Below are 14,632 nucleotides of genomic sequence, written 5' to 3' on the forward strand. Positions count from 1 at the left end.
GCCTTTGTTCGTGAACGGCGCCGAGCGAGCGGGCCAGCGACGGGATCACGACGTCCAGGGTGCCGGTGCCCGGGACCACGACGGTCTGCTCGTCGAGCGCCTCGAAGACGTCGTCGATCAGCCGCTTCGCCATGCGTTCCAGGGATGGGTGGAACTGGGTGAGCAGGCCCCGGATCCGGTTGCTGGTGCGTGTGGCCTCGGCCGCCAGGTCCTGGTCGAAGCCGACGAGAACGGTGAGCTCGGCGGTGATCTCGTCGGTCAGCTCCAGCGAGCGCAGGGTGTGCGGCATGGTGCGGGCGGCGTCCGTGATGACGGCCGCGTCGCGGGCGTCGGTCTTCGCCTCACCCGGGTAGAGGTCAGCGATCCGACGCATCGACAGGCCCGGCAGATAGGCGACCTGGCAGCCTGTGTCGCGAGCCACCGTCAGCGGCAGGGCGCCGATTGAGGCTGGCTGGTCCACGACGACCAGAACGGTGCCGAACTTCTCGCGGAGCTTGTCGAAGACCTGCCTCAGCTTCGGTTCGGTGTTGGGCAGCTGCCTGTCGAAGACCTTCTTGCCGGCCGGAGTGAGTCCGTGTCCGTGATGTGTGCTCTTCCCGACATCCAGGCCGAGGAAGACGCCTATCGTGTCGTGCTCGTTCAAGCCGTCCTCCCGAACGGGGCGTGCGGTGCTGGCCTGGGCGTTGGCGTCGTGCGCGCATCCACGTTATGCAGACCTGTCGCCCATGTACGGCCGGGCATTGCGCTCGGCCGGGCGGTAGTCGGACCTCTCATCAGCGTCTCCAACGGCGCCTCTCGGGCCCGGTGGCACCACCCCCCAGGTCATCGGTTCGACAGGGGGGAACAGCCATGCCGGGCCCGGAGGCCAGCGGCCCTCTTGCAGGGCCGCAGAAAACATAACGGGGGAGTTGATGTAGTGGTGGGTGGACTTGACGTAGCGTGGTCTGGGTTTGTCGTTGGGTGTGTTGTGGGTGGTGGGGGTGGTGCCAGGCTTGGTGGTTATGCGCGCTGCTTATATAACTCAGTTCGGTTCCCCGGATGTCATTCGTCTTGGTGAGTTGCCGTTGCCTGTGCCGGGCCCGCACGATGTGTTGGTTGATGTTGAGGTGAGTGCTGTCAATCACGTGGACCTTTTTGTTCGTTCGGGGGTTTGGCGTACTCCGCTGGGGTTTCCTTTCGTTGTGGGGCGTGATCTGGTGGGCAGGGTGGTGGTGGCGGGTCCGGCTGCTACCGGTTTCCGGCCGGGTGATCGTGTGTGGTGCAACAGTCTGGGTCACGATGGTCGTCAGGGTGCTGCGGCCGAGCGGGCGGTGGTGCCGGCGGACCGGCTCTATCACCTGCCGGTTGGTGTGGGGGCGGTGGAGGCGGTGGCTCTGGCTCATCCGGCTTCGACTGCGTATCTGGCGCTGTTCACGCACGGGCGGTTGCGTGCCGGTGAGAGCGTCGCGGTGGTCGGTGCCGGCGGTAACGTGGGCAGTGCGGCGGTTGTGATGGCGGTCCGGGCGGGTGCCCGGGTGATTGCTGTTGCTTCCGGTCGTGATGTGTCGTATGTGCGGTCTCTGGGTGCTGATCATGTCGTCGACTACCGCTCGGACGATGTTGCCGGGCAGATCCGGGCGGTGGCCCCGCGCGGCGTGGACGTGTATGTCGACACTTCCGGGCGCAACGACCTCGATACGGCGGTGGATCTGCTTGCCGGCCGGGGCCGGATCGTGGTGATGGCCGGGTTGCGTACCCGGCCTGTGTTGCCTGTGGGGCCGCTGTACCTGATGGATCGCTCCGTGCATGGTTTCGCGATCTCGCATGCCGACACCGCCCAGCTCGCCGACGCGGCCCGCGGTATCAACGGGCTGCTGCTGTCGGGCCGGTTGCGCCCGCGTGCTACCGAGGTGCTGCCGCTGAGCGCGGCGGCTGAGGCGCACCGTCGCCTGGGTGAGGGGAAGGTGCACGGCAAGCTCGTGCTGCGTGTGCGCGGCTGAGGCAGGCACCGCGGATGGGTGCGCAGGGCCGGCTGCGGGGCCGTACGCGATCCGCTGCCGGTGAACTCGCACAGCCGCCGTCGCGCGTTCCCCTGGTCTGGCTGATCTGCCGTCGCGCGTTCCCCTCCGGTCTGGCTGGTCCGTTGTCGCGCGTTCCCCTCCGGTCTGGCTGGTCCGCTGTCGCGTGTTTTCGCCTGGTCTGGCTGGTCCGCTGTCGCGTGTTTCCCTTCGGCTTGGCTGATCTGCCGTCGCGTGTTTCGCCTGGTCTGGCTGGTCCGTTGTCGCGCGTTTTCGCCTGGTCTGGCTGGTCTGTTGTCGTGTGTTTTCCCTGGCCCGGCTGGTCCGTTGTCAGTTTCTGTTTTTCCGTTCGGAATTGAACTTGACGGAACCCGGGCGGCTTGATTGCTGGGGTTCCGTGGGGATCGGCAGGATTGCCGGCATGACAGCGAACACTGAAACCGTCATCGACAGTTCCCCGCTCTTCGAACTCGACGCCAGAATTCGCGTGTCCGCGGCGCCGGCGGAGATCTACTCGGTGGTCAGTGACCTGACCCGCAGTAAGGAGTGGAGTCCGGAGTGCATGGGTGGGGAGTGGGCCGAGGGCGAGCCCTCGGCGGTGGGTTCGGTCTTCCGTGGCGAGAACCTGCGCGGCCGGGACGTGGTCGGGTGGGCGCCGCTGGTGCGCGGCACCTGGTACACCGAGGCCCGTGTGGTGGCCGCCGAGCCGGGCCGGACGTTCCGCTGGATGATGCTCACCCATGCCCGCGGGGACCAGGAGTCGGTCTGGGGCTTCGACATCGAGGACGCGGGTGAGGGATTGTGCTGGCTCGTTCACCACTTCCGGATGGGCAGGGCCACCGCCGGAATCCACAAGATTGTCGCGGGTCTGGACGAGGATGCGCGCAAGCGGTTCGTCGCCGAGTGGACGGCGAAGCTCGGGCAGGACCTTGAGGACACTCTGGCCCGTATCAAGGATGTCATCGAGAAGAACTGACGCCACGGGCCGTGTCGTCCGCAACCGTGGGCCGTCAGTCCCCCTGCCATTCGGTACTCCTTCAGGAATCCGCAGCCATGGACGAGAGATCGGTTACATGTTTCTCCAGCGAATAGGAAGCAAGGGAATTCGGCTTGGCACGCTGTTCGACCGAGCGGCGGCCCGGCATCCGGCGAATTTCGTGGTCCTGGACCATGACCTGGACATCGCCCCCCGCCTCGGCCGGCGTGTGACGCTGACCGAACTGGCCGATCTGGTGGACGACTTCGCCGCGCGGCTGTGGTCGGTCAGGGTGCGCCCCGGGGACCATGTCGTGGTGCACAAGAGTGATGGCTTCGACATCTCTCTGCTCGCCTGCGCCGTTGCCCGCACCGGCGCCGTCCCGGTGCTGCTGTCGCCGAAACTGGACGGGGCGACGGTCGCCGAGCTGCTGCGCCGTGTGGGGCGGCCGTTCCTGATCACCGACCAGGGCAAGCTGGAGCAGCATCTGCCCGCGGAGGTCTTCGGCCTGTCCCGCAAGGTGCTGCTGGCCTCCGGCGAGTACGGGGGAGCGACCTCGCTGGCTTCGCTGGCCGGCGCCGGGCGGGTGCCTGCGGTGTCCATGCCCATCGACCATCCCACGCTCATCACCCACACCTCGGGCACCACCGGCACGCCGAAGCTGGCCGTGCACACGGGCATGAGCTTCCAGGCCCGTTACCGGCCGCAGGCCACCGTCGTGGGCGGCGCCGTGCGCCGCAGCGAGCCCGTCGCCATCCATGTGTCGTTCGTTCACTCGCGGATGTTCACGGCGATGCCCATCTCGATCCTCCAGGGCCATCCGCTGATCATCCTCAGGGACGACGACCCGGGGACCGTGGGTGAGCTGTTCACGCAGATCCCGCCCGGTTTCATCGAGGCCCACCCCAACACGTTCCTGCGCTGGGAGGTGCTGGCCGACGACCCGCGCGGGCCGCTGGCGAACGTGAAGTACTTCTCCTCCACCTTCGATGCCATCCACCCGCGCACCGTCAACACCCTGCTCAAGGCCTCCCGCCGCAGGGGCCGGCGCTTCGCCCAGGCCTACGGGCAGAGCGAGGTCGGTCCGATCGCCGCGCGCACCTACTCGCTGGGAGACGGCGCCGACTTCAACGGCCGTTGCGTCGGCGTGCCGTTCCCGGGCATGACCGGGGTGCGTGTGGTCAGCCGTGACGGCGCGCCGGTCTCGAAGGAGAACCCCGGTTTCATCGAGGTCAGGAGCGACGGGCGGATCGTCACCTACCTCGGCGAGCACCAGCGCTGGCAGAAACAGGTCCACGACGGCTGGTGGCGCATGGGTGATCTCGGCTACCGCACCAGGTGGGGCTGCCTGCACCTGCTGGACCGCGAGGTCGACGAGATCCCCGGTGTGCAGTCCACCCTGGAGATCGAGGACAAGCTGTTCACCCGGCTGCCGGAACTGGTCGAGGTCATCATCATCCCCGGCCCGGACGGGCGTGCGGTACCGGTGGTGTGCACGCGCGAGGACGCACCGCTTCACGACATGGCCTGGAAGGCTGCGGTGATTGATCTGCCGGCCCTGGCCGATCCGGTCCAGTGGCGGCTTGAGGACCTCCCGCAGACCGCCACCACCAAGATCAAGCGTCTGGAGCTGGCCCGCCTGCTGGCGGCCGGCCCCGCCGCGTAGCACCGCCCGGCACAACGGGCAGGCGTCCGGGACGCCGCCCGTGAACGTCTCCCCTTCCGGCCTCACGGCCCCGCACGCCGTCAGTGCCCGGGCCCTGGAGCCCCTTCCCGTCTTCTCGTGCGCGGCAGGCGGCCGGTTTTCGCCCCCGGCCGCCTGCCGCCCCTGCCCACACATAAGGAGTATCCGCATGAGCAGCACCCTGGAGGTCTGCATCATCGGTGCCGGCCCTCGCGGGCTGTCGGTGCTGGAACGGCTGCTGGCCAACGAACGCCGCCGCCCGGCGCACAGCGCGGTCACGGTCCACGTCGTCGACCCCTCGGCGCCCGGCGCCGGAACGGTGTGGCGCACCGGGCAGTCGCAGCACTTGCTGATGAACACGGTGGCTTCGCAGATCACCGTCTTCACCGACGAAAGCGCCCGGATCGACGGCCCGGTCGAGCCCGGCCCCAGCCTCTACGAGTGGGCGCAGAGCCTGGCCCTGCTCGGCGACCCGGCCGAGTTCGACGCCCATGTCCTGGCCGAGGCGGCGCGTCTGGGCCCCGACTCCTACCCCACGCGCGCCTTCTACGGCCGCTACCTTCAGGACTGCTTCGAGCGCATCGTGCGGTGCGCACCCTCCCACGTCGAGGTCCGGGTGCACCGCTCGCGCGCCGTCGCCGCGGCCGACACGCACGGCGTGCCCGGCGGACCGCAGGGCGTCCGCCTGGAGAACGGCACCCGGCTCAACGAACTGGACGCCGTCGTGATGGCCCAGGGCCACGTCCCTGCCCGGCTTTCGGCGCGCGAGGCGCGCACCGCGAGCCTGTCACGCATCCACCACCTCACCTACGTCACCCCGGCCAACCCGGCCGACCTGGACCTGAGGGGCATACGGCCGGGACAGAACGTGCTGCTGCGCGGGCTCGGCCTGAACTTCTTCGACCACATGGCCCTGTTCACGCTGGGCCGCGGCGGCCGCTTCGAGCGCACACCGGACGGCGGGCTCGTCTACCGTCCCTCGGGCAACGAACCGAAGCTGTACGCCTTCTCCCGGCGCGGCGTCCCGTACCACGCGCGGGGCGAGAACGAGAAGGGCGCCACCGGACGCTGCTTTCCCCGCCTGCTGACCGCCGAGTACATCGCGAAGCTCAAGGAGCGCTCCGCCGTGGGCCGGCCGGTCAGCTTCGGCGAGGACCTGTGGCCGCTGATCTCCCGAGAGGTGGAGAGCGTCTACTACGGCGCGCTGCTGAGCGAGCGCGGCGAGGGGGAGCGCCGGGAGGAGTTCACCGGGCGGCTGCTCGCGCTCGAGCCGGACGCCGATCCGGGCGCCCTCCTCGACGCGTACGGCATCCCGGCCGGGGAGCGCTGGGACTGGGAGCGCCTGTCGCGGCCGTACGGCGAGCGGGAGTTCACCGACCGCGAGGAGTTCACCGGCTGGCTGCTCGCCTACCTGCGGCGCGACGTCGAGGAGTCCCGCAAGGGCAATGTCAGCGGTCCGCTCAAGGCCGCCCTGGACGTGCTGCGCGACCTGCGCAACGAGGTCCGCCTCGCGGTCGACCACGGCGGTCTGGAGGGCAACTCCCACCGCGACGACCTGGAGGGCTGGTACACGCCGCTCAACGCGTTCTTGTCGATCGGCCCGCCGGCCTCCCGCATCGAGGAGATGATCGCGCTGATCGAGGCGGGTGTGCTGACGCTGACCGGCCCGGGCACGCAGGTCCGTATCGACACCACGGCCCAGGTGTACGTCGCGACGTCGACGGCGGTGCCGGGCGAGCCGGTGCGGGCGGCCGCGCTCATCGAGGCCCGGCTGCCCGAGCCGGACCTGCGCCGCACCGACGACCCGCTGCTGCTGCACCTGCTCGACACCGACCAGGCGACGCCGTACCGGATCGCGGGCGCGGCCGGCACCGCTTACGTAACCGGCGGACTCGCGGTCACCGGGCGCCCCTACCGGCTGCTCGACGGCCGCGGCCGCGCCCACCCGCGCCGCTTCGCCTACGGCGTGCCCACGGAGTCGGTGCACTGGGTGACCGCGGCCGGCATCCGGCCCGGGGTCGACTCCGTGACCCTCGGCGACTCCGACGCGATCGCCCGCTCGGTGCTGGCACTGCCGCCGGTGGCCCATGTGCCCCACGGCGTACGGCCGGTGGACGCCGGCGGCGATCTGTCCGGGGTGATCGTGTGACTGCGGCCGGCCACGCCCTCACGGACGCCGGGCTGCTGTCGCCGGTCAGGGCCGGCACGCCCGTCGAGGCGGCCACCGGCGACCGGGCCTGGCTGCAGGCCATGCTGGACGCCGAGGCCGCCCTGGCCCGGGCCCAGGCCTGCCTGGGCACCCTGCCCGGGGAGGCCGCCGAGACCATCACGCGGGCGGCCGACGCCGGACGGCTGGACCTGCGGGAGCTGGCGCTCGCCGCCCGGGAGACCGCCAACCCGGTGGTCGGCCTGGTGAAGGCGTTCACCGCGGTGGTGGCCGAACAGGACGCGCGGGCCGCCGAGTACGTGCATCGGGGCTCCACCAGCCAGGACGTCCTCGACACCGGCACCATGCTGGTCGCCCACCGCGTCCTCGGCATCGTCCGGGCCGACCTCGCGCGCACCGCGCGGGCCCTGGCACAGCTCGCCGCCGGGCACCGGGACACGCTCGCCGTCAGCCGCACGCTCGCCCTGCACGCCGTACCGACGACGTTCGGGCTGAAGGCGGCGGGCTGGCGGCAGCTGGTCCTGGACGCCGAGGCGCGCCTGGCACTCGTCCACGCAGGCGGGCTGCCCGTCTCGCTCGGCGGGGCGGCCGGCACCCTGGCCGGCTACCTGGAGTACGCGGCCGTCGGCGACGACGGCCGGCGGCCCGAACCGGGCGTGTACCTGGACCGGTTGACCGACGCGTACGCCGCCGAGACCGGCCTCGCCCGGCCCGTACTGCCCTGGCACGCGCTGCGCACCCCCGTCGCCGATCTGGCGTCCGCGCTGGCCTTCACGGCGGGCGCGCTCGGCAAGATCGCCGTCGACGTGCAGTCGCTGGCCCGCACCGAGGTCGGCGAGGTCGCCGAGCCCGGCACGGGCGGCCGCGGCAGTTCCTCCGCCATGCCGCACAAGCGCAACCCGGTGCTCGCCACCCTGCTGCGCAGTGCGGCCCTGCAGGTGCCGGCTCTGGCCGCCGCTCTCACGCAGTGCCTGGTCTCGGAGGACGAGCGGTCCGCCGGCGCCTGGCACGCGGAGTGGCAGCTGCTGCGCGAGTGCCTGCGGCTGGCCGGCGGCGCGGCCCACACCGCGGTGGAGCTCGCCGAGGGGCTGCGGGTCAGTCCCGAACGGATGCGGGCCAACCTGGACATGACGGGCAGCCGGATCGTGTCGGAGCGCGTGGCCGCGCAACTCGCCCCGCTTCTCGGCAAGGCCGAGGCCAGGAAGCTGCTGACCGAGGCCGCGCAGGCGGCGGGCAGCACCGGCCGCCCGCTGGCCGAGGTACTCGCCGGTCTGCCGGGCCTGCCGTCCCAGGTCACGGGCGAGCTGGCCGAGCTGTGCGACCCGGCCGGTTACACCGGAGCCGCCGCCGCCCTGGTGGACCGCGCGCTGCGGCACTGATCCCCACCCTGCCACCCGCGGTCCGGCCCCGGCCGGGCGCGGGCGGGCGCGACCCGCCGGAAAGCCGAGGAGAAAATGACCAGTCCACGAGCCGCCCGAGGGCGGTGGGCCGAGAACTGGGACCCCGAGGACGAGGACCTGTGGGACGGGGCGGCGGCAGGCGCATGGCCCGGCGCAACCTGGCGCTGTCGGTGCTGTCCGAGCACGTCGGCTTCTGCGTGTGGAGCATGTGGTCGGTCCTGGTGCTGTTCATGTCGCCCAGGATCGGGCTGGACTTCGCGCCCGACGAGAAGTTCCTGATGGTGGTGGTGCCCACCTTGGCGGGCGCGCTGCTGAGGCTGCCCTACAGCTTCGCGGTGACCCGGTTCGGAGGCCGCAACTGGACCGTGTTCGCCTCGCTGGCGCTGCTGGTGCCGGCGGTGGCGGCGACGTACTTCGTGCAGCGGCCGGGCACCCCGCTGTGGGTGTTCCTGCTGATCGGTGCGACGGCCGGGGCGGGCGGCGGCAACTTCGCCTCCTCGATGACGAACATCACCGCCTTCTACCCCCAGCGCCACCAGGGCTGGGCGCTCGGCCTGAACGCGGGCGGCGGCAACCTGGGCGTCGCCGCGGTCCAGCTGCTCGGCCTGCTGGTGATCTCCGTCGCCGGGGACACCCACCCGGCGTACGTCACCGCGTTCTATCTGCCGCTGATCGCACTGGTGTCGGTGCTGGCCGCGCTGCGCATGGACAACGTGGCCGTGGTGCGGGCCGGGCGGGGCACGCAGCGCGAGGCCGCCGCCAGCGCCCACACGTGGTGGATCTCGCTGCTGTACATCGGCACGTTCGGCTCGTTCATCGGCTTCGGGTTCGCTTTCGGGCTGGTGCTGCAGAGCCAGTTCGGCTCCACGCCGCTGCAGGCCGCCTCGTTCACCTTCCTCGGGCCGCTGCTCGGCTCGCTGGCCCGTCCCCTCGGCGGCCGGGCCGCCGACCGGTTCGGCGGGGCGCGGGTGACACTGTGGGCGTTCGCCGGGATGGCGGCCGGGATCGCCGTCCTGCTGTGGGCCGGCCGCAGTGGTTCGTTCCCGGTGTTCGTGGCCGGGTTCACCTCGCTGTTCGTGATGAGCGGCATCGGCAACGGCTCGACGTACAAGATGATCCCGGCGGTCTTCGCCCGGCAGGCGGAGGCCGCCGTCACCTCCGGTCACGACGCCACGGCCGCCTTCGCCCGCTCCCGCCGCCTGTCCGGAGCCGTCCTCGGCATCGCGGGGGCGGTGGGCGCGCTCGGCGGCGTCGCCGTCAACCTCGCCTTCCGTTCGGCGTACGGCCGACTGGGCAGCGGCGAGCCCGCGTTCTACGCCTTCCTCGCGTTCTACGGGCTGTGCGCCGTGGTGCTGTGGACGGTGTACCTGCGCGGCGAGCGCAGGACGTCTCCTGTCTCCACCACCGGGCGGGTGCGTACCCGCCATGTCGGCTGAGGGGACCGGGCGTCAGAGCAGCACCCACTGCCCGTACTGTGCGCTGCAGTGCTCCACCGTGCTGTCGGGTGAGCGGGGCGCCGTGGCGGTGCGGCCCTCGGCCGACTTCCCGGTCAACCGGGGCGGGCTGTGCCAGAAGGGATGGACGGCGCCCGCCGTGCTCAGCGCCCCCGACCGGCTGCTCACCCCCCTGGTGCGCGGCGCCGACGGTGAGCTCGCGCCGGCCGGCTGGGACGAGGCGCTCGACCTGGTGGCCGGGCGGCTGCGGGAGATCCGCGCGCGGCACGGCGCCGACGCGGTCGCGGTGTTCGGCGGCGGCGGGCTGACCAACGAGAAGGTGTACACGCTCGGCAAGTTCGCGCGCGTGGCCCTGGGCACCAGCCAGATCGACTACAACGGCCGGTTCTGCATGTCGTCGGCGGCCGCTGCGAGCACCGCGGCCTTCGGGCTCGACCGCGGGCTGCCGTTCCCGGTCACGGACCTGGACGAGGCGGACGTGATCCTGCTGGCCGGGGCCAACCCGGCCGAGACGATGCCGCCGCTCATGCGCCATCTGCAGGGGGCGGATCTGGTGGTCGTCGACCCGCGCCGTACCCGCACCGCCGAGCGGGCCGCGCTGCACCTGCAGCCGGCACCCGGCACCGATCTCGCCCTGGCGCTCGGCCTGCTGCACCTGGCGGTCACTGAAGGGCTGGTCGACCAGGAGTACGTGGACGCGCGCACCGTCGGTTTCGACGCGGTCCGGGAGAGGTGCCTGGCCTGGTGGCCGGAGCGGGCGGAGGAGGTCACCGGGGTGCCGGCGGCCGACCTGCGCGCGGCGGTGCGGATGCTCGGCGGCGCCCGCCGGGCCCACATCCTGACGGGCCGGGGCGCCGAGCAGCACAGCAAGGGCTCCGACACGGTCGCCGCGTTCATCAACCTGGCCCTCGCCCTGGGGCTGCCGGGCCGGGCGGGCAGCGGCTTCGGCACGCTGACCGGGCAGGGCAACGGCCAGGGCGGCCGCGAGATGGGCCAGAAGGCGGACCAGCTGCCCGGCTGCCGCCTGCTCACCGACCCTGCGGACCGCGCGCACGTGGCCGCCGTATGGGGTGTGGACGCGGGCACGCTGCCCGGGCCCGGCCGCAGCGCGTACGAGCTGCTGGACGCTCTCGGCGGGGCCGAAGGCCCGCGGGCGCTGCTGGTGTTCGGGGCGAACCCGGTCGTCCCGGCGCCCAGGGCAGCCCATGTCACCCAGCGGCTCGAAGCTCTCGACCTGCCGGTGGTCGCCGACTTCGTGCCGTCCGAGACGGCCGCGCTGGCCGACGTGGTGCTGCCGGTTGCCCAGTGGGCCGAGGAGGAGGGCACCGTGACCAGCCTGGAGGGAAGGGTGCTGCGCCGCCGCGCCCATCTGACCCCGCCGCCCGGTGTGCGCACCGACCTTCAGGTGCTGCACGCGCTCGCCGTCCGGCTCGGCCAGAGCCCGGGCCGCTTCCCCGTCCGGCCCCCGGAGGTCTTCGAGGAGCTGCGCCGGGCCTCGGCCGGCGGCCGCGCGGACTACTCGGGCATCAGCTACGCACGTCTGGACGCCGGCGAGGCGCTGCACTGGCCCTGCCCGGCCGGGAGCGGGGGCGACGCCGGCCATCCGGGGACGCCGCGGCTGTTCCTTGACCGGTTCGCGCACCCGGACGGGCGCGCCCGGTTCGCGCCGGTGGACCACCGCCCGCCCGCCCAGGAGCCCGACGGGACCTTCCCGCTGTACGGGACGACCGGCCGGGTCCTGGCCCAGTACCAGTCGGGCGCGCAGACCCGCCGGGTGCCCGAGCTGGTCGCGGCCGCTCCGGAGGCGGTCGTCGAGATCCACCCGGACACCGCCCGCCGTTTCGGCCTGGCCGACGGCCGGCTGGCCGAGATCGGATCGGCGCACGGCACCGCCCGGGCGCGAGTGCGGCTGACCCGCACGGTGCGCGCCGACACCGTGTTCGTGCCGTTCCACTTTCCGGGCGCCGCCCGCGCCAACCTGTTCACCGGCCACGCGCTCGACCCACGCAGCCGTATGCCCGAGTTCAAGGTGAGTGCGGTGCACGTCACGCCGGCGGGGGAGCGGCCGTGACCGGCGTCGTCGTCGCGGGCGGCGGCCCGGCCGCACACCGCCTGGCCGCAGGGCTGGTGCGCTACGGATACGGGGGCGCGGTGACCGTGGCCGGCGCCGAGCCGCGGCCCGCCTACAACCGGGCCCTGCTCGGTTCGGTCCTGGACGGCACGCTCGGCGCGGACCGGCTGTCGCTGCCCGCGCTGCCCGCCGCGGTACGGCAACTGACCGGCGTGCGGGTGACCGCCGTCGACCGGGTCCGCCGCACGGTGCGCACGGGCGACGGCCACGAACTGCCCTACGACGTCCTGGTGCTGGCCACCGGCGCCCGACCTCGGGTGCCGCGGGTACCGGGGCTGACGACCGCGTCCGGACGGCTCGCCGAGGGGGTGCGCACGGTGCGCACCGCGGCCGACTGCCGTCCGCTGCCCGAAGGGCCCGTCGTGGTCCTCGGAGGCGGGATCCGCGGCGTGGAGTCGGCCTGGGCGCTGCGCAGGAACGGGCACGAGGCGGCGCTCGTCCATCCCGCCGACGATCTGATGGAACGGCACCTGGACGCGGTGGGCTCCACGGTAGTGGCCCAGTGGCTCACCGACCGGGGCGTCACGCTCCACCTCGGCCGCCGGGCCGGGCAGTACACGCGCGGCAAGGTGGTCCTCGACGACGGCCAGGTGCTGGCGGCGGGCACCGTGCTGCTGTGCACGGGCACGGTGGCGGAGACCGCACTGGTGCGCGGGAGCGGCCTGGAGGTGCGCGAGGGAGTGATCGTCGACGACCGGCTGCGCACCGGCGATCCGCACATCCATGCGATCGGCGACTGCGCCGAGCACGCGGGCACGGTCGGCACGACGGTGCTCAAGGCGTGGGAACAGGCGGAGGCGCTCGCCCGGATCCTCACCGGCCGGGGGCAGCCGTACGAGCCCGGGCGGCCCGTGCTGCGGCCGCGCACCCCGGGAAAGGACATGGTCGTCCTCCCCCCGGCCGGGCCCGGGCCCACAACGGGCACCGGGGAGACGGTCTCGCTGCTGGACCGGGCGCGAGGCCGCTGTGCCCGCCTGGTGCTGCGCGGCGGGCGCATCCATGAGGGGGCCGTCATCGGCTCGCCCTGCGCGGTCACCGCCGTGAGCCGGCTGTACACCCGGAACACTCCGGTGCCCGCCGACCTGCTCGCGCTGCTGACCGGCGCCGACGGCGAGTACGCGGGCGACGGGGCGCTGCCGGAGGAGGCCGTGGTGTGCCACTGCAACAACGTCACCAGCAAGGCCCTGAAGGACGCCTGGCACTGCGGCGCGCACGACACCGCGGCGCTGGCCCGGGCGACGAGGGCGACGACGGGGTGCGGCAGCTGCGCCTCGGTGGTACGGGAGCTGTGCACGGCATTCGCCGACGACACCACCGCGCAAGGAGCAAGGCCGTGACGACGCGCACCCTGGTCGTGGCCGGCCACGGCATGGCGGGCCACCGGCTGGTCGAGGAGATGCTCGCCCACGATCGGCACGGGCAGTGGCGCCTCGTCGTGCTCGCCGAGGAGCCGCGAGCCGCCTACGATCGGGTGGCGCTGTCCCGACTCCTCGACGGCGCGACGCCCGGCGACCTCGCCCTCGCCGGGCCGGACGTCCTCGGCGACCGCCGCCTTGAGCTGTACCTGGGCACCACGGTGACCGGCGTCGACCGCCGGGCCAGGACGGTGACCTGTGGCGAGGGCACCGGGTTCGGCTACGACGCGCTGGTGCTGGCCACCGGGTCGCGGCCGTTCGTGCCGCCCGTGCCCGGACGCGATCTGCCGGGGTGCTTCGTGTACCGGACGGTGGAGGACGTCGCGGCGATCCGCGCGGCCGCCGTACCGGGCCGGGACGCGGTGGTGGTCGGGGGCGGGCTGCTCGGCCTGGAGGCCGCGAACGGCCTGAGACTGCTGGGCATGCGGCCCCATGTCGTGGAGATCGCGCCGTGGCTGATGGCCCAGCAGGCCGACGAGGGCGGGGGACGGGTGCTGGCCGAAGCGATCGAACGGCTGGGGGTGGGCGTGCACTGCTCCACCGCGCTGCACGCGGTCGGCGCGGGCGCGGACGGCCGCGCGCAGAGGGCCGAACTGGCTGACGGCACGGTGCTGGACGCCCCGCTCGTCGTGTTCGCCGCCGGGGTGCGCCCGCGTGATGAGCTCGCCGCCCCGCTGGGGCTCGACCGCGGTGAGCGCGGCGGCTTCCTGGTGGACCAGTGGTGCCGGACCGCGGACGAGCACATCCGGGCCATCGGCGAGTGCGCGGCCGTCGCGGGCCGCTGCCACGGGCTGGCGGCTCCCGGCTTCCGGATGGCCGAGACCGTGGCCCGGCAGCTGCTTCGCGTGCCGGCAGACGCGTTCGCCGGGGCGGACACCTCCGCCAGGCTCAAGCTCCTCGGCATCGAGGTGGCCGGCTTCGGCGATGCGCACGCGCGCTCGCAGGGAGCGATCGAGTACGTACGGGACGATCGGCGCGCCGGTACCTACGCGAAAGTGGTACTGGCCGCGGACGGCCGCACGGTTCTGGGCGGCGTCCTGGCCGGCGACACCCGGGCGTACCCGGTGCTGCGCGCCCTGACCGGCCGGCAGCTCACCGCGTCCCTGGAGGAGCTGCCGGCCGCGGCGCCCGGCGGTACCTGAACACCCTCGTCCCACGGCGGCGGGGACAGCGGGGTCCGGCGGCAGGTCCCCCTCGTGCCGGACCCCGCTGCTTCGGCGTGCCGGCGCACATGCCCTCGTTCGGTGCGCCGGCACACGCTCCCCAGACCCTGCCGGGACACCGGGTGCGGAGCAGACCGGATACTCGGCAGGGTCGTTCTCGCGGGCCGCGTCGGGGGCGCGGGCCCGCGGTCCTCAGTGGTGGTGCCGTCCCGGCTGGGGCCAGGAGTGGGGGCGCAGCGGGGGGG

At 73.0% G+C, this 14,632-nt stretch carries 9 protein-coding genes and 1 pseudogene; 9 read left to right on the plus strand and 1 reads right to left on the minus strand.

Annotated features, from left to right (window positions below; all coding sequences use genetic code 11):
* Positions 1-643, minus strand: a 643-nt coding sequence (locus FPZ41_RS37880) for an IS110 family transposase (protein ID WP_152868269.1), incomplete at its 3' end; no start/stop codon positions are given.
* Between the two features lie 358 nt (positions 644-1,001).
* Between FPZ41_RS37880 and FPZ41_RS37885 the strand changes: the two genes are divergently transcribed.
* The 9 genes and pseudogenes from FPZ41_RS37885 (at position 1,002) to FPZ41_RS37925 (ending at position 14,366) form a co-directional block, all read left to right on the plus strand.
* Positions 1,002-1,979: an NADPH:quinone reductase gene (locus FPZ41_RS37885; RefSeq protein ID WP_152868271.1), complete on the plus strand. Its 978-nt coding sequence runs from the start codon at positions 1,002-1,004 to the stop codon at positions 1,977-1,979.
* A gap of 439 nt (positions 1,980-2,418) precedes the next feature.
* Positions 2,419-2,973, plus strand: coding sequence for an SRPBCC family protein (locus FPZ41_RS37890; RefSeq protein WP_152868273.1), 555 nt, complete (start codon positions 2,419-2,421; stop codon positions 2,971-2,973).
* A gap of 97 nt (positions 2,974-3,070) precedes the next feature.
* The gene (locus FPZ41_RS37895; protein WP_152868275.1) at positions 3,071-4,639 is read left to right on the plus strand and encodes a class I adenylate-forming enzyme family protein; all 1,569 of its coding nucleotides are present in this window, start codon (positions 3,071-3,073) and stop codon (positions 4,637-4,639) included.
* Between the two features lie 187 nt (positions 4,640-4,826).
* Complete coding sequence (locus FPZ41_RS37900; protein ID WP_152868277.1) at positions 4,827-6,806, plus strand: FAD/NAD(P)-binding protein; 1,980 nt, start codon at positions 4,827-4,829, stop codon at positions 6,804-6,806.
* Positions 6,803-8,203, plus strand: coding sequence for a 3-carboxy-cis,cis-muconate cycloisomerase (pcaB, locus tag FPZ41_RS37905; RefSeq protein ID WP_322621241.1), 1,401 nt, complete (start codon positions 6,803-6,805; stop codon positions 8,201-8,203). Before FPZ41_RS37900 ends, pcaB begins: the two co-directional genes overlap by 4 nt.
* Positions 8,204-8,278: 75 nt before the next feature.
* Positions 8,279-9,660: pseudogene (locus FPZ41_RS37910) on the plus strand (MFS transporter).
* On the plus strand, positions 9,650-11,749 hold the full coding sequence (locus tag FPZ41_RS37915) for a molybdopterin oxidoreductase family protein (protein WP_152868281.1): 2,100 nt from the start codon (positions 9,650-9,652) through the stop codon (positions 11,747-11,749). The pseudogene FPZ41_RS37910 and the gene FPZ41_RS37915 overlap by 11 nt, the downstream one beginning before the upstream one ends.
* Positions 11,746-13,146: an FAD-dependent oxidoreductase gene (locus tag FPZ41_RS50020; RefSeq protein WP_322621242.1), complete on the plus strand. Its 1,401-nt coding sequence runs from the start codon at positions 11,746-11,748 to the stop codon at positions 13,144-13,146. The genes FPZ41_RS37915 and FPZ41_RS50020 overlap by 4 nt, the downstream gene beginning before the upstream one ends.
* Positions 13,143-14,366, plus strand: a complete 1,224-nt coding sequence (locus FPZ41_RS37925; protein WP_322621243.1) for an FAD-dependent oxidoreductase — start codon at positions 13,143-13,145, stop codon at positions 14,364-14,366. Before FPZ41_RS50020 ends, FPZ41_RS37925 begins: the two co-directional genes overlap by 4 nt.
* The last annotated feature ends 266 nt before the right edge of the window (positions 14,367-14,632 follow it).

This window comes from Streptomyces acidicola, assembly GCF_009377235.1.
In the GTDB taxonomy this organism is placed as follows: Bacteria; Actinomycetota; Actinomycetes; order Streptomycetales; family Streptomycetaceae; genus Streptomyces; species Streptomyces acidicola.